Raw genomic sequence first — 21,406 nt, 5'->3', positions numbered from 1 at the left:
GATGCGAGATGAACATAAGATTCAGAATCATATTCATAATGGTTGTGATTCTTGTTTCTTTTGTTCTCAGTGCTTATCTGGTTCAGAGAAGTACCTCGTCTCTTCTCATCAGCAACGCAAAAGATTACATGGAGAAGTCGGTGTCTTCTCTTTCAAAATACATCTCCCAGAAGCTGAACGAGGTTCAAAGAAATCTGAAAACCCTCCTTGGCAGCTCTCTCATAGGAGGGTACACGATTGCTTCGAACCTTCAGTCTGTTCTTCAGGGGGCTACGGATACAGTCTCCGTTGGTATTGTTGTCGATGAGATGAGCGAATCCGCTTATTTGGTTTTACCAGAAAAAATAGAAGAGAAGAACTATTCAGAGTACGAAAAGTACCTCAGCCTTATGAAGGAAAAAAACAAAACTTCGCTTGTCCTTGCCGAATCCATCGATGGAAAGCCTGTTTTGCTTTTCGTGGAGGGAGTTACAACGTTCGGTTCAGAACCATCTGGACTGATAGCATTAGGTATATCCCTCTCTGAGAACACCGATCTCTGGAAAGCGGTTGTAGAAGAAGGGAAAGCGAGCAAGAGCGGCTACGGGCTTCTTGTCACAAGCGACGGGAAAGTACTGATCCACAAAGACATGGGGAACTTCATGAAAGACGTGAAGGAACTAGGTGGCTTTGAGAAAGCATTCGAGGAAGCAAAGAGTGGTGGAGAGAAATACGTAGAGTACGAATACAACGGAGAGAAGAAATACACCGTGTGGGAGAAAGTGCCCGGATACGACTTCTACATCTTCTCGACGGGGTACCTGGATGAACTTCTTGCAGAAGGAAGGAAAGCGACCTTTGGGACGATAGTGACGTATGTAGTGTTTGGCGGCGTGATCTTTGCGGTGCTGTTTGTTTCGATGATGCCGGTAGTGAAGAGAATGAGGCAGCAGGTAGAGAAAGTGAAGAGATTCGGAGAAGGGGACCTGACAGTAGAGTTCGAAGCGAAAGGGAAAGATGAACTGACCCAGATAGAAGAGAGCCTGAAAGAAGCGGTACTATCACTCAAAGAGATGATAGTGAGCATCATAGAAGCTTCGAAAGAGCTGAGCGGAGCATCAGAAGAGATAAAAGTTCTCTCAGAAGAGAGCCACAAGATGTCAGAGAACCTGCACGAAGAAGCCAAGAAGATACTGGACGAGGCGAACAACATGAGCAGTGCGCTGACAGAAGTGACGAGCGGCGTAGAAGAAGTGGCAGCGAGTGCGCAGAACATCTCAAAGATCACCCAGGATCTGACAGAAAGATCAGAAGCGGTGACGAAAGCGGCAAGAGAAGGAACAGAGAGAGTAGAAGCGGTGGGAGGAGTCATAAACAAACTCAAAGGGTCAGCAGAAAGACAGAGGGACTACCTGAGAGAACTCGTTGACTCAGCCAAGACGATAGGAGAGATAGTGGACACGATCAGCTCGATAGCAGAGCAGACGAACCTGCTCGCGTTGAACGCAGCGATAGAAGCAGCTCGAGCTGGGGAAGCGGGAAGGGGCTTTGCGGTTGTGGCAGACGAGATAAGGAAACTTGCAGAAGAGAGCCAGAGGGCGACAGAAGACATAGCGAAGATGTTGAGCAGTTTGAGGGCAACGATAGAACACGTGGAAAACGGCTCGAAAGAGATGTTCGAAGGAGTGGACGAGATAGCGGTGATGGGAGAAGAAGTCACAAAGAGATTCAGAGAGATCCTTGGAAGGATAGAAGAGATCAACAGCATGATAGAGAACACAGCTGCCACTGCGCAGGAACAGGGTGCGGCGGCGGAGGAGATGGCGAGCGCGATGGACAACGTCACAAAGATAGTCGAAGGAGTTGTGGAAAGTCTAAACAGAATGGAGTCTCTCATAGAAGATCAGACCGAGTCTGCTGCCAGGGTCTCTGAGGCCGCTGAAAGACTGTCTGAGCTTTCTGAACAGCTCTCAACGCTCGTTCAGAAGTTCAAAGTATGAGAAGGGAAATCAATAGAAAAAATCAGGCGGGGTTATCCCGCCTTTTTTTCTGGATGTTAAAATTTTCAGGGAGATCGAGTGGAGAGGTGTTCTGTTTTGAGAATAAAAAGACTTCCCGAGAGCCTCGTCAGAAAAATCGCCGCGGGTGAGGTGATTCACAATCCATCTTTCGTTCTGAAAGAGCTTGTAGAAAACAGTCTGGACGCGCAGGCCGACAGGATAGTTGTTGAGATAGAAAACGGTGGAAAGAACATGGTAAGAGTATCCGACAATGGAATCGGGATGACCAGAGAAGAGGCACTTCTGGCAATAGAACCTTACACGACGAGCAAGATAGAGAGCGAGGAAGATCTGCACAGGATCAGAACTTACGGTTTCAGAGGTGAAGCGCTTGCTTCGATTGTGCAGGTCAGCAGAGCCAAGATCGTGACAAAAACGGAAAAAGACGCACTCGCAACACAGTTGATGATTGCTGGGGGGAAAGTGGAAGAAATCTCGGAAACCCACAGGGATACCGGCACCACCGTTGAGGTGAGAGATCTCTTCTTCAACCTACCCGTCCGGAGAAAATCTCTGAAGTCCTCTGCCATCGAGTTGAGAATGTGTCGTGAGATGTTTGAAAGATTCGTCCTTGTACGAAACGACGTTGATTTTGTATTCACCTCAGATGGAAAGATAGTCCATTCCTTTCCAAGAACACAGAACATCTTTGAAAGAGCTCTCCTGATCCTTGAAGATCTGAGAAAAGGTTACATCACGTTCGAAGAGGAATTATCCGGCCTGAGGATAAAGGGAATAGTTTCATCCCGCGAGGTGACAAGATCCAGCAGAACGGGAGAGTATTTCTACGTGAACGGTCGTTTTGTGGTTTCCGAAGAACTCCACGAAGTACTCATGAAAGTTTACGATCTTCCAAAGAGAAGCTATCCCGTCGCGGTTCTTTTCATAGAGGTAAATCCGGAAGAACTCGACGTGAACATACACCCTTCGAAAATCGTGGTGAAATTTCTCAACGAAGAAAAGGTGAAAAAGAGTTTGGAAGAAACCCTCAAAAGAAATCTGGCACGGAAATGGTACAGGTCGGTTGCGTACGAAGAAATATCCTCCCGTGCGCTGAGCGTGGCAGAAGCACCATCCCACAGATGGTTTTTGGTCAAGGGTAAGTACGCTGTCGTTGAAGTGGAAGATGGTTTGCTCTTTGTGGATCTTCATGCTCTCCACGAACGAACGATTTACGAAGAAATCCTTTCGAAAAAAAGCTGGGGGAAAAGACGGGTGAAAAGGAACATAACAGTTGTGCTATCAAGGGAAGAAAAACAAAAACTGGAAGAATACGGATTCTCCTTTCAAGGAGAAGAAGGAGCTTTGAAAGTCATTGAAATCCCTGAGTTCCTCACCGAAGACGTTGTGGAGGAATTTTTCAGGGACTTCCCAGTTGATGAAAAACTGAAGGAAAGAATAGCCCTTGCCGCTTGTAAACTTGCCACTAAATCCGGAGAATTCGACGAAGAGATCGCATCGAAACTGCTGGATGTCTTTTTCAAGAAGCGGTTTGAAAGATGTCCTCACGGAAGGCCGATTTCTTTCAAGATCAGCTATGAGGACATGGACCGATTTTTCGAGCGTTAACCCATTTTCACCACGTTGACGTCAGCGGTGAAAACCAGGCCATCGAAGTCTATGTTGTCGATTTCCTTCAAAAAAAGGTTTATTCTCTCTTCTTCATCGACGATCTCAAGAACGATAGGAAGATCCGGTGAAAGACTGAAAAAATCACTTCTGTGCATGTGTCTCTTGTGACCGAAACCCATGATACCTCTGTAGACGGTGACTCCTTTCATACCGAGTTCGTAAGCGCGCTTCACAAGATACTCGAAAAGAGGCTTTCCGCTGTGCTTGTCTTTTTCTCCGAGGTAGATCTTGAGAAGCTTCATACCTTCCCCCTCCCCAGAATCATTCCAAAGTAGGCGCATGTAAAAGCAAAGAGAAGATTGGCAAGAGCATAAGCGACTCCCCTTGCGGGACTCTCTTCGATGAGCGAGAGCGTTTCGTAAGTAAATGTGGAAAAAGTGGTGAAGGCTCCCAGAAGCCCCGTTCCGAAGAAAAGGATGGCTTCCTTAGAGAGAGGAACTTTCTCGATAGCGGCGAACATCAAAAACGAAAGAAAAAAAGAACCCACAGAGTTCACGATGATCGTGCCAAGTGGTATGTAAGAGAACGGCAGGAGTGAATTGATCGTACGGGAAACAAGGTATCTGAGAACGGCTCCAATCGCTCCTCCGAATGCAATTGTCAGGTAATCCAGCTCGATCACTCCTCGTATATCATCTTCACCGTCATACCACCATCGACGATGAAGTTCGTGCCTGTTATGAAACCTGCTTTTTCGTCGTCCGCGAGAAAGACGCAGAGATGGGCAATATCTAAGGGATTTCCAACTCTTCCAGCCGGGTGCTGTTCGTGATCGATGGGTCTCAGATCGGGTTTTTTTCTCAGGGACTTCTTCTTCCATTCCGATGTTTCTATCCAGCCGGGGCTTATGCTCACCACTCTTATGTGATATCTGGAAAGACTCACGGCCAAGGAGTGCGTGAGTGCCACAAGGCCTCCTTTTGAAGCTGAGTAGGGTTCCGTGTCTGGTTCTGACTGAAATGCCCTTGTGCTTGCTATGTTTATGATCACTCCGCCACCGCGTTTTATCATTTCTTCCGCGCAGTATCGAGAACAGATGTAAGGCCCCGTGAGGTTCACCCTGATCACTCTCTCCCATTCTTCGAGAGGTCTTTCGAAGATGCTCTTCACGGACATGACGGCTGCGTTGTTCACCAGAACGTCTACCCCGCCGTATATTTCGACGGTTTTTCTCACCATGTTCTTCACGGAGTTTTCATCTGCAACGTCCGTTTTTACGAATGTGACATCCAGCCCTCTTTCTCTCAACATCTCTTCTCTTTCAACGCCCGCTTCTTCGTCTATCTCTGCTATGACTACCTTCATGCCGTTTTCCGCAAAAAGCTGAGCGATCGCGGCTCCGATTCCCTGACCTCCACCTGTAACGACTGCCACCTTGCCTTCGAGCATGCTAACACCCCACAGAAAAGGCGGGGTAACCCCCGCCCGTTTTATCTAATCGGTTTGTCCTTTGTAACCTCTTCCAGTGTGAGTAGTCTTTCCCATCTTCTGTCGACGTATTCCTGGAGTTCGTCTACGATTTCTTTTGCATCCGGTCTTGAAAGAAGTTTTCTGAACCTTCCCTGAGCCTTCAGGAATTCCTCCACAGGTTTGAACTGTCTCGGTTTTCTGGTGACTCTGTAAACTCCTCTTTCCACTTCGTACAAAGGCCAGTACTTCGTTTCTACGGCGAGTTTTGATATTTCTACTGTTTTATCGTCGTTCACTCTCCAGAACCTGACGCAAGGAGAGAAGACCGCAAGGAAAGAAGGTCCATCGAAGTTCAGCGCCTTTTCCACCTTGGCAAAGAAGTCCATGGGTTCAGAGAGCGATGCGGTAGCTGCGTAGACGTTCTCGTGAGCCGCTACGATCTCGACGATGTTCTTTTTCAGCTGGACCTTTCCAGGGAGCTTCTTTCCAACTGGAGCTGTCGTGGTATCCGAACCCGGGGGTGTGGATCCGGATCTCTGGTTTCCTGTGTTCATGTATCCCTCGTTGTCGTAGAGGACGTAGAGCACCTTGTGACCTCTTTCGAGCATCCCGGACAGTGACTGAAGACCGATATCGTACGTTCCACCGTCTCCACCAAAAGCAATGAAGGCGTATTTTTTGTCTTCTGGGATCTTTCCTTTGTTTTTCAGTGCTTTGTAAGCCGTTTCCACACCGCTCATCGTTGCTGCCACGTTTTCAAAGGCGTTGTGAATGTAAGGTACGCTCCAAGCGGTGTACGGATAGATGGAGGTAGAAACCTCCAGACAACCTGTTGCGAGTCCAACAACGGGTTCGTATCCGAGGTGTCTTGCGATCATCATCACGAACTTCACTGTGATGGGTGCTCCACAACCTGGACAGAGCCTGTGACCCTGTGTGATACCGATTTCTTTCTTATCGAACTCCTGTGCCAGCTGTTTTATGTTAACGGGCATTCCTCACACCTCCTTCACTCTCTGAGACCAAGATATCTCTGTTCATCTGCTATGAGGTTTCCGTTTATGGCATCTTCGAACGCTTTTCTGATGTGCTCTGGTTTGATGTCCCTTCCACCGAGACCGTAGACATAGGATCCAAGCATCGGCCTCGCTGCTACTTCGTAGAGCGCAGATTTCACTGCTTCGTAGAGAGGTGCTTCCGCTCCGAAGGAAACAGCTCTGTCGAGCACAACTACACTCTTTCTTCCGTTGAGGAGTTCCTGAAGCTGCTCCTTCGGGAACGGTCTGAACATCCAGATTTTCAAAGATCCAACTTTGTAGCCTTCTTCTCTCAGTTCATCAACCACGTACTTTATCGTGCTGTTTGTGGAGCCCAGTGCTACCATCACGTGCTCTGCATCTTCCATTCTGTACGGTTCGACAAACCAGTATTTCCTTCCAAACGTTTCTTCGAATTCTTTTGCGATTTCCGGGAACACCTTCTTTACGTTTTCCATGGCTTCAATCTGCTGTCTTTTGTGTTCGAAGTAGTAATCGTAAAGATCGAGAGGACCCCAGGTTACAGGGTGTTCAGTATCCAGAAGAGGATACATGGGTTTGAGCTCTCCAACGAACTTCTTCACGAGTTCATCGGGATAGAACTCAACGGGTTCCACTCCGTGAGAAAGGATGAACCCATCGAGGTTCACCATGACGGGAAGTCTCACATCTTCGTGTTCTGCCAGTCTCACAGCGAGAATGGTGAAATCGTAAGCCTCCTGATTAGTTTCCGCAAAGAGCTGAATCCATCCAGAATCCCTTTCTGCCATCGCGTCGCTGTGGTCACAGTGAATGTTTATAGGACCACTGAGCGCTCTGTTCACAACGGGCATCACAATGGGAAGTCTGTAGGAGGCAGCGATGTAAACTATTTCGTGCATCAGTGCGAGTCCATTTGCACTGGTTGCTGTCATCGCTCTTGCTCCCGCGGCAGCGGCTCCAACGACAGCGCTCATCGCACTGTGTTCACTTTCGACGGGAATCATTTCTGTCCTGACAACGCCGTCCGCGACGAACCTGGCGAAGTACTCCACAATAGGTGTCTGTGGAGTGATCGGGTACGCCGCAACGACATCGGGCTCTATCTGTCTCATCGCATTGGCAACGGCCTCAGCGCCGGTGACGGCCACTCTCTCGACGACCCTTTCCATCCTCATCCCTCCTCGCTCAGAAACTCAGTCTCAGGTCTCATCTCTATGGCCTGCTTTGGACATACGTTCGCACAGAGTCCGCATCCTTTACAGTAGTCGTAGTTGAAACCTTTCATTATTCCGCCTTCTTGGATGATCGCTTGATCTGGACAGTAGAGCCAGCAGAACATACAGTCTATACATTTCTCTTTGTGAAGAATAGGTCTCATCACACGCCAGGCACCTGTTTTGTATTCTCTTGCTGTTCCCGGTTTGTCGATGACTCCTCCAATGGGAATTTCCTTCCAGCTTTTAAGAGACATTCTCACACCTCCTCACTCTGAGCACTTTACTTCCTCATATCCACGTCTCAAAGCTCTCTTGTTCGCATCAATCACTTCCTGAGGGAATTTCTTTCCGAACATCTTCTCGATTCTCTTCTCTATCGCCTCGAGAGGCACAATACCTGTCACTCTGACCAGCGCTCCAAGCATCGGTGTGTTCGGTATTCCTCTCTTTATCTCCTGGAGAGCGATGTCTGTAGCATCCACCACGCATATCTTTCCGTTGAATCCTGTCTTTTTTCTGACGAATTCGAAATCCTTAACGGTGTTCACAAGGAGGATACCATCTTCTGAAAGGCCTTCTACAATGGCGGGAGAAAGTAGTGTTTCATCGATCACCACAACGACGTCCGGGTTTTCCACTGCAGATCTCACTCTGATGTACTCGTCACCAATCCTGTTGAAGGCCCTCATGGGAGCACCTGTTCTTTCTGCACCGTATTCTGGAAAAGCCTGAACGTATTTCCCGGCTTCCAGAGCGGCTTCTGCCAGCATCTGGGAAGCACTCTTCGCACCTTGCCCGGCTCTACCGTGCCATCGTATTTCAAAGTATTTCTTCGCAACGGGCATCCGATTGCACCTCCTCGACAACATGGATTTAACCCACGTTATTGTATCAGATACATAATGCATTTCATAATGGTATACTTAAACAATAAATTAAATCTTTAGATCCTTCAGTTTTCTCTGAGCGGTGATCACTGAGTTGATAACTCTGTTTATGGTCGTGAATCCTCCTGCAGTCTCTTCCAGAACCTTCGTTGCACTGTCGATTTCCGCACTCTTTTCTGAGAGTGACTCCTTCGAGGTATCGAGGGAGTTTCTGACCTCCTGAAGGAGCTTTACGTTGTTTTCCATGAAACGAACCATATTCTGGAGGGTTTTTCCAACTGTTTCAAACAGATTCGCCATGAACTCGAGGTTTTCAAGGGATCTTTGTGAAGATTCGAGGATTTCTCTGGCCTTCTCGACGATCTGCTTTGTCACTTCATTTGTTTCGTTTGATAGATTCTGAACCTCGTTTGCTACGATCATGAAGCCTTTTCCCGCTTCTCCGGCCCTCGCAGCCTCTATGGTGGCGTTCAAGGCGAGGATGTTGGTTTCCCTGGCGATTCTCATAATGTTCTGAATCAACTTTTCGATCGATCTTATGTTTTCAAGGGTCTCTCCTATCTGGGATGAAGCTTCTTTCACCCTTTCGACGATCTGATCTACATTTGTTCCGGATTTTTTCAACTCCTCCATGATGTTTTCGCTGATCTTTTCCATGTCTTGGATGACAGAGACGAGCTGATCACTTTTCGCTTGAAAATCTCCCACCAGTTCCTGAAACAGTCTGTTGAGATTCACAAATCTTTCTTTAACTTCCTCTATTCTGCGCTGCATTCTTCTCAGCTTTCTGGTCAGTGCTTCGTCCAGCTGGCTTGTGAAGGATATGATCGTGTTCTCTGCAAAGAACGCAGAAGTGAGTTTATCCACGATTTCTCTTTCTCTCATAGAATCACCTCACAAAGAATAGAGATTGTCTATCAGATCAACACCGCATTTGAGATTTCTGAACCACTCGAGGAATTTCTTCACAGACTCTCCTCTGAACACAGCGCCGTGCTGAGGTGCGATCATATCTATTTTCTTCTTTGAAACCATATCCACCCATTTCTTGCAAGCCGCATTGGAAGACATGTACCTTTTGTGGAAGGCCTCCATAAGCGGAAGATGTCTTTCGAAATCATCGACGTACCTGTACCTCTTTCCTTTTTCGAACACCGCGGCGCCTATATCTCCTGAGAAAAGGATCTTTGCCACCGGATCGTAGAGAACGAAATTCCCAGTAGAATGAAGGAAATGCGCCGGGAGTATCTCGAGCTCGTTACCACTCAGGAGTTTTATCTTTGTTCCTTTGTCAGAGATCGGAACGATCCTTTTCTGATCGTAGATTCCAAAGTGTGGGAGAAACCTCACCCAGAGAGAGGATATGTATATCTTCGCGTTCTCACATATCGAAAGCCAGAGCAAAATCCCGGATGTGACATCGGGATCCTGATGCGTGTAGAATATATGTCTTATGCTGGAAAGATCAACCACTTCCGCTACGTTGGACATCACCCTGGGAAAGACGTGTGCTCCGCCCGGGTCCAGGAGAATCCCTTCGTTTCCATCGAGGATCAAATACTGGTTCGTCTGAACGATCTCTTCTTCTTTCTCTTCCCATCCCAGAAACATGAATTTGTGCTGACCGTTGTCGAAGAGGATTTCGTTTTCAAACATATTGTCACCTCCAGATTTCAAACGATTTCAAGAATTAATCCCCATTTGATTCTATCACTACATGCAACACTTTGTGACTGTTTCTTTTCTTTTCATCATATGACAGTGAGAGGTGTTATAATCGACTATGGTGAATGTGAAAAAAATATCAGATAAAAATTGTGAAAAAATTCCCGATAAATTCTGATCAGGAGGTGGCGGTTTTGGTCAAGTCGAAGGAGGAACTCTTCAAAGAGCTGGAGAATTTCATAGAAGAAAATGGGTACGAGGGAAAGAAGGATGCACTCATACAGGTGCTTCACAAGGCCCAGGAACTCTTCGGATATCTTCCCGCGGATGTTCTCGAGTACATCTCAGACAAACTCGACGTTCCTCTCTCGAAGGTTTATGGAGTGGTCACCTTCTACAACTTCTTCTCCACAAAGCCAAAGGGTAAACATCAGATCAAGGTTTGTCTCGGTACCGCGTGTTACGTGAAGGGTGCGGACAGAATCTTCGAAAGATTCCTCGAAGAACTCAAGGTGAATCCGGATGAACCCACCAGCGATGGTATGTTCTCCGTTCACGGTGTGAGATGCCTCGGGGCGTGCAGTATGGCACCGGTTGTCATGGTGGATGAAGACGATTTTTACGGCAGAGTAACTCCCGATATGGTGCCTCAGATCATCAGTAAGTACAAGCGGGAGGGATGAGGATGGCCAAGGTGAAGAGTCTGGAAGAACTCATGAAGATAAAGGAACAGGCTCTGAAGGATCTCCAGCTGAGGGGCGAAACAGGTAAAAGGGGGAAGATAACTGTTGCGATGGGTACGTGTGGAATAGCGGCGGGTGCCAAAGAGACTCTGAAGGCGATCGTTGAAGCCCTCAATGAATACAACATAAACGATATAGCGGTTGTTCAGTCGGGTTGTATGGGACTCTGCGAGGTGGAACCCACCGTTGAAGTGAGGCTCGAAGGTCAGGAGCCAGTCATATACGGAAGGGTCACTCCGGAAAACGCAAAGAGAATCGTGAAGATGCACATACTCGAAGGAAGGGTCGTCGAAGATCTGGTGGTCAAAAGAGGAGAAGCCTGACTCTGGAGGTGAAGGAGAGTGCCGCTCACAACGAACACGATCCTTATCTGTGCAGGTGGAGCGTGTATTTCCGCCGGCGAAAAGAGTGTCAAAGATGCCTTCGAAGAAGAATTGAGAAAGTACGGCCTCGATGAAGTTGTCAGGGTGATAGAGACCGGTTGTATGGGAGCGTGTACATTGGGACCGATTGCCGTGATCTACCCGGAAAGTGTGTTTTACCAGAAACTCACACCAGACGCAGCAAGAGAGATCGTCGAAGAACACATTTTGAAGGGAAGGATCGTGGAGAAGTACCTTTACAAGGCTTCCGAAGGAAAACCTGTTCCAAGAGTTCATGAGGAAGTGCCTTTCTTCAAGAAACAGGTTAGGATCGTCACAAGGAATCTCGGTGTCATAGATCCCACGAAGATAGAGGAGTACATCGCAAGAGACGGATATTTTGCCCTTGCGAAGGCTCTTCAGATGAAACCGGAAGACGTGATAAAGGAGATAAAGGACAGCGGACTCAGAGGAAGAGGAGGAGCGGGTTTTCCAACAGGGCTCAAGTGGGAACTCGCGGCAAGGCAAAAGGCCGAGAAGAAATTCGTTGTCTGTAACGCGGACGAAGGAGACCCGGGTGCTTTCATGGACAGATCGGTTCTTGAAGGAGATCCACACGCCGTCATAGAGGGGATGGCAATAGCCGCCTACGCGATAGGTGCTCAGAAGGGGTTCGTTTATGTCAGGGCGGAGTATCCTCTCGCCATTGAAAGGCTCAACATAGCGCTGAATCAGGCAAGAGAGTACGGTTTCCTTGGAGGAAACATAATGGGAACGGATTTTTCCTTCGATATAGAGATCAGAATCGGTGCGGGTGCGTTCGTTTGTGGTGAGGAAACCGCTTTGATGGCCTCCATAGAGGGTGAGAGAGGCCAACCGAAGGTGAAGCCTCCCTATCCCGTTGAGAAGGGACTCTGGGGATACCCCACAGTGATCAACAACGTTGAAACACTTGCGAACGTACCCTGGATCATCAGAAACGGTGCGAAAGAGTTCAGAAAATACGGGACGGAGAACTCTCCGGGAACGAAAGTATTCGCTCTCGCCGGTAAAGTGAAGAACACAGGTCTTGTGGAAGTTCCCATGGGAATCACACTCAGAGAGCTCATATACGAGATTGGAGGAGGAATAGCCGGAGACAAAAAGCTGAAAGCCATCCAGACTGGGGGACCGAGCGGAGGGTGTATCCCCGCTGAGTACGTAGACACACCTGTTGATTTCGAATCCCTCCAGAAACTCGGTGCAATCATGGGTTCTGGTGGAATGATAGTGATGGACGAAGACGACTGTATGGTTGACGTCGCAAGGTTCTTCCTCGAGTTCACCGTGGAAGAATCCTGTGGAAAATGTACGCCCTGTAGAGAAGGAACGAAGAAGATGCTCGAAATCCTGGAGAAGATCACTTCCGGAGAGGGAACAGAGGAGGACATAGAAGAGCTCGAAAAGCTGGCGCATGTGGTAAAGGACACTTCCCTCTGTGGACTTGGTCAAACCGCACCGAATCCTGTTCTTTCCACACTCAGATACTTCAGAGACGAGTATCTGGCGCATGTCAAAGAGAAGAGGTGTCCATCCAAGAAGTGTAAAGCGTTGATCAGCTACGTGATTGATCCTGAAAAATGTGTTGGATGTACCGCGTGTGCGAGGGTCTGTCCGGTTCAGTGTATAAGCGGTCAGGTGAGACAGCCTCACGTGATAGATCAGGCGGAGTGTGTCAGGTGTGGTAGCTGTATCGAAGTCTGTAGATTTGGAGCTATAAGCAAGGTTACTCCAGCTCTGCCGGTGGAGGAGGCGGTAGAATGATAGGCCCAAGGGATCTTCTGAATATAGCTTTGAGGATCGAATCAACCGGTTACTCTTACTACAAGAATCTCACGGAGAAAACGGAGGGGGAAACGAAGGCACTCTTTGAACGACTGGCGGAACAAGAGAGGGACCACTCCAGAAAGTTCAAGGAGATCCTCGAAAAATACGAGCAGGATCTTAACCCATCCGATGAGGTGCTCGGCTATCTCGAAGCTCTCGCAGAGATCTCTATCTTTCCCAAGCTCGAAGAAACTCCCCCTGATGATCTGAGAGAGGCTGTGAGAAGGGCCATCGAAGTGGAAAAAGATTCCATAGTCTTTTACAGCGAAATATTGAGCTACGTACCGGAGAAAGAACCCGTTCAGACGATCATCGATGAGGAGAAAAAGCATCTGAGGGACCTTCTGAGACTGGAAGTGTGAAGATACCCCGCCGGACGGCGGGGTTTTTGTTCAAATCATTCCACCTCTGCCAGAACGCTGACGGGTCCACCGTCCAGCCCCTTGAATCTCAAAGGAAGAGCGATCACACGTTTTATCTTCTTTCCAGCGACGGGTTCTAAATTCACATCTTCGAATATGATGATAGGTCTTTTGCTGCTGAATTTCTTCGACAAAAGCCATCTGTGCGCGGGGTAGTTTTCTTTTTCACCCAACACGATGGGATCGGCACTGAGAAAATCGAGCATGACCGCTTTGAGAGAGAGGACAGATTCCCTCAGAAAACGAGCCAACTCTTTTGAAATGCCGGGGAACATGTACCTGTAGGTTGCAGGATCTGTTCTTCTCAACTTCGCAAAACCCGATCTGAACATGAGAAGATCCACACCATTCAGATCCAGTTCTTCGATATCTTCGATGGTGAAGAGTTCCATTGGTTTCTTCTCCCTGTCCACGAGCAGGGGTTTTTCAAAAATGAAGTATTCAAGAGGTATCTGATCCAATGTCCAGCCCTCTTCACAAAAATGGTAGGGGGCGTCCACGTGTGTACCCGTGTGCGAGAAATGATGAATCATCATCGTGTTGGCGGCGTCTCCCTGTTCTATTCTGCTTTTCGGCTCAAAATAGTCTGGCGGGTTGTCCGGATAGGTCAACATTCTCTCTTCTATAGGATAAGATAATTCTATGAACACGTCTGTCACTCCCTTTCTGAAGGAGGTATCAACATGGAGTTTCTCATCTACAGTTTACCAGAGGAAGTTCTCAGAGAAGAAATGCTGGGGAACTTTTCAGTCGCTTTGAAGCTGATCGATGACTTTCTGAAAAAGGACCTCCCTTTGCTTCAGCGTGAAAGACTCATCTACGAAAAAGAGAGGATCGAAAGACTCCTCGAGGATTATCCTTTCACCGAAAAAGAAGCGATGGAAAAGATGAGGGAGATGTTCGAGGGTTTCTCAGAGGGAGAGTTCCAATATCTCATGAACGAAGGAGTACTCGACTACATCGTCGTGGAGGGTGAGAAACGATTCGAAAGGCGTTTCTTCCACAACCTCGCCTTCGTCAGATCGGAGTACAGAGAAAGACTCAGAAAAGATGAAAGAAGTGAAAAAGCCCGAAGAATTCTCCACGAACGGCTGGAGCGTCTCATAAAGGGTGAGGATCCGAAAAGATACAGAATAAGAGCGAGAATAACTTTGAAACTGAAGGAAACATCCTCCAAGCACCGCGTATGGCTTCCGTTTCCCAAGGAAAGCCTTCAGATCGAAAGTGTGAAACTTCTGAGAACAAGTCACAAAAGTTACTACATTTCTCCGAACGATGTTCCACAGAGGACCATCTACTTCGAAGGCGAAGACAGCACTTTTTTCGTGGAATTCGAGTACATTGTTAGAGAGTGGGTGAACCACGTCGATCCTGAAAGAGTTTCAGAGAAAGTTGCGGGATTTGAAGAGTTCCTGAAAGAAGAGCCTCCACACATCGTTTTTACTCCGAAACTCAGGTGGTTAACACAAACGGTGGTGGGTAGCGAGGTAAACCCGTACCTCAAAGCGAAAAGGATATACGACTGGATCACACTCAACGTGAGGTACTCCTACGTGAAACCGTATGCCCTGTACGAGAATATAACGGATTTTGTGGTGAACAACCTGAAAGGCGACTGTGGTTTTCAGGCACTTCTCTTCATAACGATGTGCAGGATCGCAGGTGTCCCCGCAAGATGGCAGTCTGGATGGTACATAAATCCGATCTTCGGTTCTCCTCACGACTGGGCACTTTTCTACGTGGAGCCCTATGGGTGGCTTCCTGCGGATCTTTCCTTTGGCGGTGCGAGGAGAGATAATGAATCTTTCAGAAGCTTCTACTTTGGAAACCTGGACGGCTTCAGAATGGTGGCAAACGACGGCTTCATGAAAGACTTCGATCCGAAAACTCGTTTTGTGAGAAGCGATCCCACAGACAACCAGGTTGGAGAGGCGGAAAGCGAAGAGAAACGTCTGCCGTTCGAAAGTACCATAGAAGTTATTAGTTTCGAGGAGGTGTGAGAGATGTCGAGGATCGTGAACGTGAAGCTTTCTCTCAAGAGATACGAATACGAAAAGCCGTTTCACATAACTGGAAGCGTATCTTCCGAAAGCAGAAATGTCGAGGTTGAAATCGTTTTGGAAAGTGGTGTCAAAGGGTACGGAGAAGCGTCTCCCTCCTTCAGAGTGAACGGTGAAAGGGTGGAAGCACTTCTTGCAATAGAAAACGCTGTGAGGGAGATGATCACAGGCATCGATGTGCGAAACTATGCCAGGATCTTCGAGATCACAGACAGGCTCTTCGGGTTTCCGAGTTTGAAAGCAGCCGTTCAATTTGCCACACTGGACGCTCTCTCTCAAGAACTTGGAACACAGGTCTGTTATCTCCTTGGAGGAAAAAGAGATGAGATAGAAACGGACAAAACAGTTGGGATAGACACCGTCGAAAACCGTGTGAAGGAGGCAAAGAAGATATTCGAAGAGGGTTTCAGAGTGATCAAGATAAAAGTTGGAGAGAATTTGAAGGAAGACATCGAAGCCGTGGAAGAGATAGCGAAAGTCACCCGTGGAGCGAAGTACATAGTTGACGCGAACATGGGATACACCCAGAAGGAGGCGGTGGAGTTCGCGAGAGCAGTATATCAAAAAGGAATAGACATCGCTGTGTACGAACAACCTGTGAGGAGGGAAGACATAGAAGGCTTGAAGTTCGTGAGGTTCCACTCTCCGTTTCCCGTCGCGGCGGACGAATCCGCGAGGACGAAGTTCGATGTGATGAGGCTTGTGAAGGAAGAAGCGGTTGATTACGTGAACATAAAACTCATGAAGTCGGGAATTTCCGACGCTCTTGCCATAGTGGAAATAGCAGAATCGTCAGGTTTGAAGCTCATGATCGGATGCATGGGAGAGTCCTCGCTCGGAATAAATCAGAGTGTTCATTTTGCGCTTGGAACGGGAGCTTTTGAGTTTCATGACCTCGACAGTCACCTGATGCTGAAGGAAGAAGTTTTCAGAGGAAAATTCATCCAGGATGGTCCGAGAATGAGGGTGAAAGATCAATGACGGTTCAGCAGTTCATAAAGAAGCTTGTGAGGCTCGTAGAGCTCGAAAGGAACGCGGAAATAAACGCAATGCTCGATGAGATGAAGCGGCTCTCGGGGGAGGAAAGAGAGAAAAAGGGTCGTGCCGTTCTGGGTCTCACAGGAAAATTTATAGGAGAAGAACTTGGATATTTCCTTGTGAGGTTTGGAAGAAGAAAGAAGATAGACACAGAAATCGGTGTGGGTGATCTTGTTCTCATAAGCAAAGGAAACCCCCTCAAGAGTGATTACACGGGAACGGTTGTGGAGAAAGGAGAGCGTTTCATCACGGTAGCGGTCGATAGGCTTCCATCGTGGAAGCTCAAAAATGTGAGGATAGACCTCTTTGCGAGCGACATCACGTTCAGAAGACAGATAGAGAACCTGATGACGCTTTCTTCGGAAGGGAAAAAAGCTCTTGAGTTTCTACTTGGAAAGAGGAAGCCAGAAGAGTCGTTTGAAGAAGAGTTCACTCCCTTCGATGAAGGATTGAACGAGAGTCAGAGGGAAGCGGTTTCCCTTGCCCTCGGAAGTTCTGATTTCTTTCTCATACACGGCCCCTTCGGCACGGGAAAGACCAGAACACTCGTGGAGTACATAAGACAGGAAGTAGCACGTGGAAAGAAAATTCTGGTCACAGCGGAGAGTAACCTTGCTGTGGACAACCTCGTGGAGAGGCTCTGGGGGAAAGTGTCTCTGGTGAGAATTGGCCATCCTTCGCGCGTGTCCTCTCACCTGAAGGAGTCCACACTCGCACATCAAATCGAAACAAGCAGTGAGTACGAGAAGGTAAAGAAGATGAAGGAAGAACTCGCAAAGTTGATCAAAAAAAGGGACAGTTTCACAAAACCTTCACCGCAGTGGAGAAGAGGGCTCAGCGACAAGAAGATCCTGGAGTACGCAGAGAAGAACTGGAGTGCCAGGGGAGTTTCCAAGGAAAAGATAAAGGAGATGGCAGAGTGGATAAAGTTAAACAGCCAGATTCAAGATATCAGGGACCTCATAGAACGCAAAGAGGAAATAATAGCGAGCAGGATAGTACGGGAAGCGCAGGTTGTGCTTTCAACCAATTCGTCCGCAGCTCTGGAAATACTATCGGGAATAGTCTTCGATGTGGTAGTTGTTGACGAGGCCTCTCAGGCAACTATCCCAAGCATCCTCATTCCCATATCGAAAGGCAAAAAGTTCGTCCTCGCTGGGGATCACAAACAGCTTCCACCCACGATACTCTCAGAAGACGCGAAGGATCTTTCGAGAACACTGTTTGAAGAACTCATAACTCGATATCCCGAGAAGTCTTCTCTTCTCGATACCCAGTACAGAATGAACGAACTTTTGATGGAGTTTCCGAGTGAAGAATTTTACGACGGAAAACTGAAAGCGGCCGAGAAAGTCAGAAACATAACGCTCTTCGACCTTGGAGTGGAGATACCGAACTTTGGAAAGTTCTGGGATGTTGTTCTCTCCCCAAAAAACGTTCTGGTCTTCATAGACACAAAGAACAGATCTGACAGATTTGAAAGGCAAAGGAAAGACTCTCCCTCGAGAGAGAATCCATTAGAAGCACAGATCGTGAAAGAGGTTGTGGAAAAGCTTCTCTCCATGGGGGTGAAGGAGGATTGGATCGGGATCATCACTCCCTACGATGATCAGGTGAATCTCATAAGAGAGTTGATCGAAGCGAAAGTAGAAGTACACAGTGTGGATGGTTTTCAGGGAAGGGAAAAAGAGGTCATCATCATCTCATTTGTGCGTTCGAACAAAAACGGTGAAATAGGGTTCCTCGAAGATCTGAGAAGACTCAACGTCTCACTCACACGGGCGAAAAGAAAACTGATAGCAACGGGAGATTCGAGCACGCTCTCTGTCCATCCAACTTACAGAAGATTTGTAGAGTTTGTGAAAAAGAAGGGAACTTACGTGATCTTTTGATCTGAGAGTCTATAACAAAAACATCCCCCCACTCATGTGGGGGTTATTTTTTTTCGTACATCTAAGGAAGTATTGAAACAAACTATTAGATTTTCTTAGCGAAAGAATGTCTTAGTTTCCATACCTCTAAGGAAGTATTGAAACAACAACATTTATGAATACAAGATCGTCGTCCAACTGTTTCCATACCTCTAAGGAATTATTGAAACTGAGAGAATTTGTTCACGTTTTGGAGCGTATGCTTTAGTTTCCATACCTCTAAGGAAGTATTGAAACAGGTGTTTGACAACACGAAACAATGGGAAGACATCAGTTTCCATACCTCTAAGGAACTATTGAAACAAATTAGAGGCAAAGAGGTTGTAATGGATGAATGGTGTTTCCATACCTCTAAGGAACTATTGAAACTGAGTTCCCCTATCCATTCAGTATCATCCTCCCCTTGGTTTCCATACCTCTAAGGAATTATTGAAACAGGAGGTGATAAAACGAAATGGGAAATTTTTCAGCCCGTTTCCATACCTCTAAGGAATTATTGAAACAAAAGCTGGTGGTACTCGAAGCCCTTCGTAGGCTTTTGTTTCCATACCTCTAAGGAATTATTGAAACTGAGAAGAGAATACGCAATATTAGTATGGCTTGAAGGTTTCCATACCTCTAAGGAATTATTGAAACAAACGGACGAACGGTGTCGGCCAAAGTAAGGAGGATGTTTCCATACCTCTAAGGAATTATTGAAACATAGGCTGGACAGGTGCATAGGCCTCTTCGAGTTCGAGTTTCCATACCTCTAAGGAATTATTGAAACCTGTCGAATCTTATTTTTGCTTTTCCTTGCAATACATGTTTCCATACCTCTAAGGAATTATTGAAACTATCTCAACCTGTGACTGGCCGGACGGCTAGATCAGGTTTCCATACCTCTAAGGAATTATTGAAACAAACAGATGTCCCCCTAAAGCTTGGCGACATCATCACAAGTTTCCATACCTCTAAGGAATTATTGAAACAGCTCGCACAGACAGAGATACCACAAGCGATCGAGGTTTCCATACCTCTAAGGAATTATTGAAACGTCGTGGATATCTGCATCTCTCTCCTCTGTACTACTCGTTTCCATACCTCTAAGGAATTATTGAAACAGATGTATCCGGATGGAAGTACCAAAGAGTTCGACAAGTTTCCATACCTCTAAGGAATTATTGAAACGTTCATACAAATCTTTCATCGTTCTCGCAACATCGCGTTTCCATACCTCTAAGGAATTATTGAAACGATGAAGACGTACTTCGTGAAGAAGATGCTGGAAAAAGTTTCCATACCTCTAAGGAATTATTGAAACCAATTGCAGGAATATCCTCCACCTCATACGCCTTCACAGTTTCCATACCTCTAAGGAAGTATTGAAACAGAGGTGATCATTTCGAAGAGACGGCAGAGGGAAATAGGTTTCCATACCTCTAAGGAAGTATTGAAACAAAACAAAAACAAAAATATATATATAGAAGATAGTAGGTTTCCATACCTCTAAGGAAGTATTGAAACAAGCACACCTTACCATCTATTCTTTTCATTGTGGAGGTTTCCATACCTCTAAGGAAGTATTGAAACCAATTGAAATTGAGGCGAGGCATCTGAGATTATCGAGTTTCCATACCTCTAAGGAAGTATTGAAACTGAGTTCACGAACGTGCTACAAAGAGTAATAGAAGCAGTTTCCATACCTCTAAGGAAGTATTGAAACTGTTTTGTCATTATCAGAAGAAGATTTTATACTCAAGTTTCCATACCTCTAAGGAAGTATTGAAACGGAAACGGGCTTGTGATGAGCGTTTGCGGGCGTTTCGTTTCCATACCTCTAAGGAAGTATTGAAACGTTGTTCTAAGTCTTCAAAAGGATTTACAAGTTTAGTTTCCATACCTCTAAGGAAGTATTGAAACAAGGGAACAGAAGGCAAGCAATACCTACGAGATGCGGGTTTCCATACCTCTAAGGAAGTATTGAAACATATAATAAGGAAATATGATTATATCGGATTCGAGAGTTTCCATACCTCTAAGGAAGTATTGAAACTAACATCACCACCTTTGCGATTTCTACAACGTATAGTTTCCATACCTCTAAGGAAGTATTGAAACTTGTATGATCGCATGTCTTTGTAAAAGAAATAATCGAGTTTCCATACCTCTAAGGAAGTATTGAAACTTTTCCAGTTGAAGTTGTCTGAGAAAAGGTAAAACTTGTTTCCATACCTCTAAGGAAGTATTGAAACTCAGGGAACACCTCGTGCCTGAACGTGGGCTTGTCGCGTTTCCATACCTCTAAGGAAGTATTGAAACTTTTTATCAACGAGAATATGCAACGTTGATATGGATGTTTCCATACCTCTAAGGAAGTATTGAAACGAAATTTCGCCAGCAAGTTGCTTGATGCTGGAGTATGGTTTCCATACCTCTAAGGAAGTATTGAAACCGGTGTATATGGATGTTGGAGAGGACAGTGCTCGCATGTTTCCATACCTCTAAGGAAGTATTGAAACTGGGAAATGTCCCCCGAAGACTGGAAAAGGCTTATATGTTTCCATACCTCTAAGGAAGTATTGAAACAAACTCTCGACGATGCACAGCAGAACATCTCCGACAGTGTTTCCATACCTCTAAGGAAGTATTGAAACGATTTTGGGTGTGGATGTCCCCGTTAACAGATCACAGAGTTTCCATACCTCTAAGGAAGTATTGAAACCCGTTGAGTTCAAGAGAAATTATACCACAAACACACTCTGAAAGCAAGATGTTTTTTGACCTTCCATATCCTTCCTTTCCATAAACCATTCTAACACACAAGAGAGCACCTTCAAGTACTGTTTGGAAAAATGGAATAATTGCATAGTCCAACAACGAAAGAACACAAGCAAAAAACAGAAGATAAATTATATCAACCTACGTCAGGGCATTTTGGGGTGTTTCTGGTAAAAATCGATTAGTTCCATGTTTCACAAATAGATGAAAGAAGGTATTCCTCAGTGTGTTAGAAGTTAACTACTAATTTCTCGAATTCAAAGCACTTACACGTCATCGATTACCACAAATTCTCTTCATATTGTCTCTTCATATCATCCATTATTCCTTTTTTAACGCATAGCTTCCGGTACCA

Annotated in this window: 19 protein-coding genes and 1 CRISPR repeat array; of the genes, 9 read left to right on the top strand and 10 right to left on the bottom strand. The window is 46.4% G+C overall.

The genetic code is table 11. From position 1 onward, the window contains the following. Nucleotides 1–8 precede the first annotated feature (8 nt). Entirely contained in the window at nt 9–1,979 is a 1,971-nt protein-coding gene (locus TM_RS00095) for a methyl-accepting chemotaxis protein (protein WP_010865030.1), read from the top strand. 96 nt (nt 1,980–2,075) lie between these two features. Continuing rightward, complete coding sequence (gene mutL / locus TM_RS00090; protein ID WP_004082472.1) at nt 2,076–3,608, top strand: DNA mismatch repair endonuclease MutL; 1,533 nt, start codon at nt 2,076–2,078, stop codon at nt 3,606–3,608. Here the strand turns inward: mutL and TM_RS00085 are convergent. From TM_RS00085 to TM_RS00045, 9 genes are all read right to left on the bottom strand, one after another. Next, nucleotides 3,605–3,913, bottom strand: a complete 309-nt coding sequence (locus TM_RS00085; RefSeq protein WP_004082468.1) for a DUF190 domain-containing protein — start codon at nt 3,911–3,913, stop codon at nt 3,605–3,607. The genes mutL and TM_RS00085 overlap by 4 nt on opposite strands. After that, nucleotides 3,910–4,293, bottom strand: a complete 384-nt coding sequence (crcB, locus tag TM_RS00080) for a fluoride efflux transporter CrcB (RefSeq protein ID WP_004082466.1) — start codon at nt 4,291–4,293, stop codon at nt 3,910–3,912. Before crcB ends, TM_RS00085 begins: the two co-directional genes overlap by 4 nt. Further along, a complete protein-coding gene (locus TM_RS00075) occupies nt 4,290–5,060 on the bottom strand; it encodes a glucose 1-dehydrogenase (protein ID WP_004082464.1) in 771 nt (256 codons plus the stop codon). The genes crcB and TM_RS00075 overlap by 4 nt, the downstream gene beginning before the upstream one ends. A 41-nt stretch (nt 5,061–5,101) precedes the next feature. Next, the gene (locus tag TM_RS00070) at nt 5,102–6,076 is read right to left on the bottom strand and encodes a thiamine pyrophosphate-dependent enzyme (RefSeq protein ID WP_004082462.1); all 975 of its coding nucleotides are present in this window, start codon (nt 6,074–6,076) and stop codon (nt 5,102–5,104) included. Nucleotides 6,077–6,090: 14 nt separating this feature from the next. Beyond that, nucleotides 6,091–7,269, bottom strand: a complete 1,179-nt coding sequence (porA, locus tag TM_RS00065; RefSeq protein WP_004082460.1) for a pyruvate synthase subunit PorA — start codon at nt 7,267–7,269, stop codon at nt 6,091–6,093. Between the two features lie 2 nt (nt 7,270–7,271). Beyond that, complete coding sequence (gene porD, locus TM_RS00060) at nt 7,272–7,571, bottom strand: pyruvate synthase subunit PorD (protein WP_004082458.1); 300 nt, start codon at nt 7,569–7,571, stop codon at nt 7,272–7,274. Nucleotides 7,572–7,583: 12 nt separating this feature from the next. Then, nucleotides 7,584–8,162, bottom strand: coding sequence for a pyruvate synthase subunit PorC (gene porC / locus TM_RS00055; protein WP_004082456.1), 579 nt, complete (start codon nt 8,160–8,162; stop codon nt 7,584–7,586). Nucleotides 8,163–8,252: 90 nt separating this feature from the next. After that, the gene (locus tag TM_RS00050) at nt 8,253–9,089 is read right to left on the bottom strand and encodes a methyl-accepting chemotaxis protein (protein ID WP_004082453.1); all 837 of its coding nucleotides are present in this window, start codon (nt 9,087–9,089) and stop codon (nt 8,253–8,255) included. 9 nt (nt 9,090–9,098) lie between these two features. After that, complete coding sequence (locus tag TM_RS00045) at nt 9,099–9,860, bottom strand: MBL fold metallo-hydrolase (RefSeq protein ID WP_004082451.1); 762 nt, start codon at nt 9,858–9,860, stop codon at nt 9,099–9,101. 203 nt (nt 9,861–10,063) lie between these two features. Between TM_RS00045 and TM_RS00040 the strand changes: the two genes are divergently transcribed. From TM_RS00040 to TM_RS00025, 4 genes are read left to right on the top strand one after another with little or no spacing between them, the layout of a single operon-like run. Continuing rightward, nucleotides 10,064–10,552, top strand: coding sequence for an NAD(P)H-dependent oxidoreductase subunit E (locus TM_RS00040; RefSeq protein ID WP_004082449.1), 489 nt, complete (start codon nt 10,064–10,066; stop codon nt 10,550–10,552). 2 nt (nt 10,553–10,554) lie between these two features. Continuing rightward, nucleotides 10,555–10,935, top strand: a complete 381-nt coding sequence (locus tag TM_RS00035; RefSeq protein WP_004082448.1) for a (2Fe-2S) ferredoxin domain-containing protein — start codon at nt 10,555–10,557, stop codon at nt 10,933–10,935. A gap of 18 nt (nt 10,936–10,953) precedes the next feature. Beyond that, entirely contained in the window at nt 10,954–12,777 is a 1,824-nt protein-coding gene (nuoF, locus tag TM_RS00030; protein WP_004082447.1) for an NADH-quinone oxidoreductase subunit NuoF, read from the top strand. Next, entirely contained in the window at nt 12,774–13,202 is a 429-nt protein-coding gene (locus TM_RS00025) for a ferritin-like domain-containing protein (protein ID WP_004082446.1), read from the top strand. Before nuoF ends, TM_RS00025 begins: the two co-directional genes overlap by 4 nt. Nucleotides 13,203–13,237: 35 nt before the next feature. Here the strand turns inward: TM_RS00025 and TM_RS00020 are convergent, their stop codons facing one another. Continuing rightward, nucleotides 13,238–13,912, bottom strand: coding sequence for a cyclase family protein (locus TM_RS00020; protein ID WP_004082445.1), 675 nt, complete (start codon nt 13,910–13,912; stop codon nt 13,238–13,240). Nucleotides 13,913–13,945: 33 nt separating this feature from the next. Here TM_RS00020 and TM_RS00015 point away from each other — a divergent pair, with 33 nt between their 5' ends. The 3 genes from TM_RS00015 to TM_RS00005 are packed head-to-tail and all read left to right on the top strand — an operon-like array spanning nt 13,946 to nt 18,252. Continuing rightward, nucleotides 13,946–15,262, top strand: coding sequence for a transglutaminase-like domain-containing protein (locus TM_RS00015; RefSeq protein WP_004082444.1), 1,317 nt, complete (start codon nt 13,946–13,948; stop codon nt 15,260–15,262). Nucleotides 15,263–15,265: 3 nt separating this feature from the next. Next, entirely contained in the window at nt 15,266–16,303 is a 1,038-nt protein-coding gene (locus tag TM_RS00010) for an L-Ala-D/L-Glu epimerase (protein WP_004082436.1), read from the top strand. After that, nucleotides 16,300–18,252 (top strand): IGHMBP2 family helicase, encoded by a 1,953-nt coding sequence (locus tag TM_RS00005; protein ID WP_010865024.1) that lies wholly within the window; start codon nt 16,300–16,302, stop codon nt 18,250–18,252. Before TM_RS00010 ends, TM_RS00005 begins: the two co-directional genes overlap by 4 nt. Nucleotides 18,253–18,301: 49 nt before the next feature. Continuing rightward, nucleotides 18,302–20,995: direct repeats of the CRISPR family, unit length 30 nt; unit sequence GTTTCCATACCTCTAAGGAATTATTGAAAC. Nucleotides 20,996–21,406: the final 411 nt, after the last annotated feature.

The organism is Thermotoga maritima MSB8, assembly GCF_000008545.1.
Taxonomy (GTDB): domain Bacteria; phylum Thermotogota; class Thermotogae; order Thermotogales; family Thermotogaceae; genus Thermotoga; species Thermotoga maritima.
This window is presented reverse-complemented; position numbering and strand designations above follow the sequence as displayed.

Bases quoted from the DNA above. Each gene is read 5' to 3' on its own strand.
- TM_RS00045 (WP_004082451.1), bottom strand. From the start codon at position 9,860: ATGTTTGAAAACGAAATCCTCTTCGACAACGGTCAGCACAAATTCATG.
- TM_RS00085 (WP_004082468.1), bottom strand. From the start codon at position 3,913: ATGAAGCTTCTCAAGATCTACCTCGGAGAAAAAGACAAGCACAGCGGA.
- TM_RS00050 (WP_004082453.1), bottom strand. From the start codon at position 9,089: ATGAGAGAAAGAGAAATCGTGGATAAACTCACTTCTGCGTTCTTTGCA.
- TM_RS00015 (WP_004082444.1), top strand. From the start codon at position 13,946: ATGGAGTTTCTCATCTACAGTTTACCAGAGGAAGTTCTCAGAGAAGAA.
- TM_RS00035 (WP_004082448.1), top strand. From the start codon at position 10,555: ATGGCCAAGGTGAAGAGTCTGGAAGAACTCATGAAGATAAAGGAACAG.
- porA (WP_004082460.1), bottom strand. From the start codon at position 7,269: ATGGAAAGGGTCGTCGAGAGAGTGGCCGTCACCGGCGCTGAGGCCGTT.
- TM_RS00010 (WP_004082436.1), top strand. From the start codon at position 15,266: ATGTCGAGGATCGTGAACGTGAAGCTTTCTCTCAAGAGATACGAATAC.
- porD (WP_004082458.1), bottom strand. From the start codon at position 7,571: ATGTCTCTTAAAAGCTGGAAGGAAATTCCCATTGGAGGAGTCATCGAC.
- TM_RS00070 (WP_004082462.1), bottom strand. From the start codon at position 6,076: ATGCCCGTTAACATAAAACAGCTGGCACAGGAGTTCGATAAGAAAGAA.
- TM_RS00075 (WP_004082464.1), bottom strand. From the start codon at position 5,060: ATGCTCGAAGGCAAGGTGGCAGTCGTTACAGGTGGAGGTCAGGGAATC.
- porC (WP_004082456.1), bottom strand. From the start codon at position 8,162: ATGCCCGTTGCGAAGAAATACTTTGAAATACGATGGCACGGTAGAGCC.
- TM_RS00095 (WP_010865030.1), top strand. From the start codon at position 9: ATGAACATAAGATTCAGAATCATATTCATAATGGTTGTGATTCTTGTT.
- TM_RS00005 (WP_010865024.1), top strand. From the start codon at position 16,300: ATGACGGTTCAGCAGTTCATAAAGAAGCTTGTGAGGCTCGTAGAGCTC.
- TM_RS00025 (WP_004082446.1), top strand. From the start codon at position 12,774: ATGATAGGCCCAAGGGATCTTCTGAATATAGCTTTGAGGATCGAATCA.